Source organism: Lentisphaerota bacterium (genome assembly GCA_016873675.1).
In the GTDB taxonomy this organism is placed as follows: Bacteria; Verrucomicrobiota; Kiritimatiellia; order RFP12; family JAAYNR01; genus VGWG01.
The window spans coordinates 1-2,027 of record VGWG01000206.1 but is presented as its reverse complement, the minus strand read 5'-3'; the positions used below and the strand labels follow the sequence as shown (position 1 = coordinate 2,027).

General features: G+C 62.8%; 2 protein-coding genes. One reads left to right on the top strand and one right to left on the bottom strand.

Annotation, left to right across the window (positions count from 1 at the left end; translation table 11 throughout):
* Positions 1–213: 213 nt before the first annotated feature.
* Positions 214–498: a hypothetical protein gene (locus FJ222_12725; protein ID MBM4165285.1), complete on the bottom strand. Its 285-nt coding sequence runs from the start codon at positions 496–498 to the stop codon at positions 214–216.
* Between the two features lie 43 nt (positions 499–541).
* Between FJ222_12725 and FJ222_12720 the strand changes: the two genes are divergently transcribed.
* Positions 542–1,978: a transposase gene (locus FJ222_12720; protein ID MBM4165284.1), complete on the top strand. Its 1,437-nt coding sequence runs from the start codon at positions 542–544 to the stop codon at positions 1,976–1,978.
* Positions 1,979–2,027 lie beyond the last annotated feature (49 nt).

The window sequence follows — 2,027 nt, the reverse complement described above, 5'->3', positions numbered from 1 at the left end:
TACCGCCTGCTACAGAATGCCGTCGCGGTCGAGCCCGTCACCTATCGCGGTATCACCCTGTCGGCCCGCGGACCGAAGCCACACCACAAGCAGTTGTAGCCGGTCCAGCCAAGGAGATACCCCCTTTTACTTTTTTTTGCTCTATTTTTGTGACTGCTCAGGAGCTCGACAGTCACAAGTTCTCGGCCTGTTCTAAGCGCCGCCTGACGGCGGTCAGAGGTCGGCGTCGCGCTTGATCAATTCCATGTTCAGTATCGTCATTTCCTCCACGATGGCAAGCATCCGCTTGTAGTTCTTCGAGTACTGACGGGCGAGAGCGACGCGCTTCTGGCCCAGATAGATCAGCCGCGTGCGCTTGTCCTTGTTGAGCGAGAAGTAAGGCTGCTTGTTGCGCGTACCGATCACCACCACCGAGCCGCGCATCATCGGACCCAGCCGCCCCAGCTCCACCTGAAGTTTTCGGACCTGCCGTTGCATTGCCTCCACTGACTTGTTCATCGAACCTCCTTGCGTTATGAGACTATGCTATGTAGCATAGTCTATGGCGGCCGTGCCGTCCACAACAAAATGGAGGTTTTTTATGATGGGCTACCTGGAGGGGCTTTTGCGGGCGCTACGCCCGGCGTTCACGCGGGAGGCGACCTTTGCCTGGTTCGTGGTGGCGTTTGCCGGCGTGGTCACGCGGTCGGAAGTCTATGGCGTCAGTTCCATCGTCCGGGCGCTGAGTCTGGCGCCGGTGTGCTATCCGGCGCTGCTGCACTTCTTCCATTCCACGGCCTGGAACGCCGAACGGCTCTACCGCCAATGGGATGACTGGCTGATCCGTCAGCCCGTCGTCGAATCGGTGGCCGGTCGCGTCGTGCTGCTGGGCGACCACACCAAGCAACCGAAGGACGGGCGGCGCATGCCGGGCGTGACGACGTTGCACCAGGATTCCGAAACCTCCAGTAAGCCGTCGTTCTTCCGCGGCCATCACTGGGGGTGTCTGAGCCTGCTCGGCCAAGCCCACGGCAAACGATTCGCCCTGCCTTTATGGGCCGAAATCCACCCCGACGACTCCCATGACTCGCGCGCCACGCGCCTGGTGAACATCGCCGCCGCGATGGGTTTACGCGGGGGACTGCCGATCTTCCTGGTTCTGGATGCGTTCTTCGCCGTCGGCCCCGTTTTTGCCGCGGCGGCCGCCTCCCAGGGCGTCTTGCATATCCTCACCCGCGCCAAAAAGAACGTCGTCGCCTACCGGCAACCGCCTGCTCCGCGCCCGCATCGCAAGGGACGACGGCGGGTGTATGGCCGCAAGCTCAAACTCATGAAGCTGTTCGATGCGCGGCCGCAGGACTTCGTGTCCGCCGAGGCGGTGGTCTACCAAAAGCAAGAAACCGTCCGCTACCTTGTCCTGGACCTGATCTGGAAGCCGGTCAAGGGACTCGTCCGCTTCATCCTGATCGAGACCTCGCGCGGCCGGATCATCCTGATGAGTTCCGATCTGACGCTCGACCCCCTGCTGGCCCTGAGCCTCTACACGGCCCGCGTGCGGATCGAATCGCTCTTCGACTCGGTCAAGAATCTGCTCGGCGGCCTCGCCTACCACTTCTGGTCCAAGTATCTCGAGCCCGTCTCCCGCCGCCCGCGCCGGGGCTCGCATCCCGCTCCCGTTTCGTCCCGCCCTGACCGCACCGCCAACACCCTCGCCGCCATCGAAAAGTTCCTGGCGCTGCACCTGATCGTTCTGGGCACCCTTCAACTCCTGGCCGCCACGTTCGGCGACGCCGTCCGGGAACAGGCCCGCTGCTGGCTGCGCACGCCCAGCGGCGCGGTCCCTTCCGACTTCGTCAGCCGCACGGCGCTGGCCAATCTGCTCCTCGCCAATATCCGCGTTCTCGCCGAAAACCCGGTAATCGCGCTAATTCGCCGCAGGCAGATCGCCCCCGAAAAGACCGCAGAAAATCAACTTGCTCCGAAGCGGAGGGCGGCCTAGAGTGACCCCCAGAACTTGTGACTGTCGAGCTGGTAATAGAGCCGCGCCA

Coding starts and splice junctions, on each gene's coding strand:
- FJ222_12725 (MBM4165285.1), bottom strand. CDS start 498: ATGAACAAGTCAGTGGAGGCAATGCAACGGCAGGTCCGAAAACTTCAG.
- FJ222_12720 (MBM4165284.1), top strand. CDS start 542: ATGGCGGCCGTGCCGTCCACAACAAAATGGAGGTTTTTTATGATGGGC.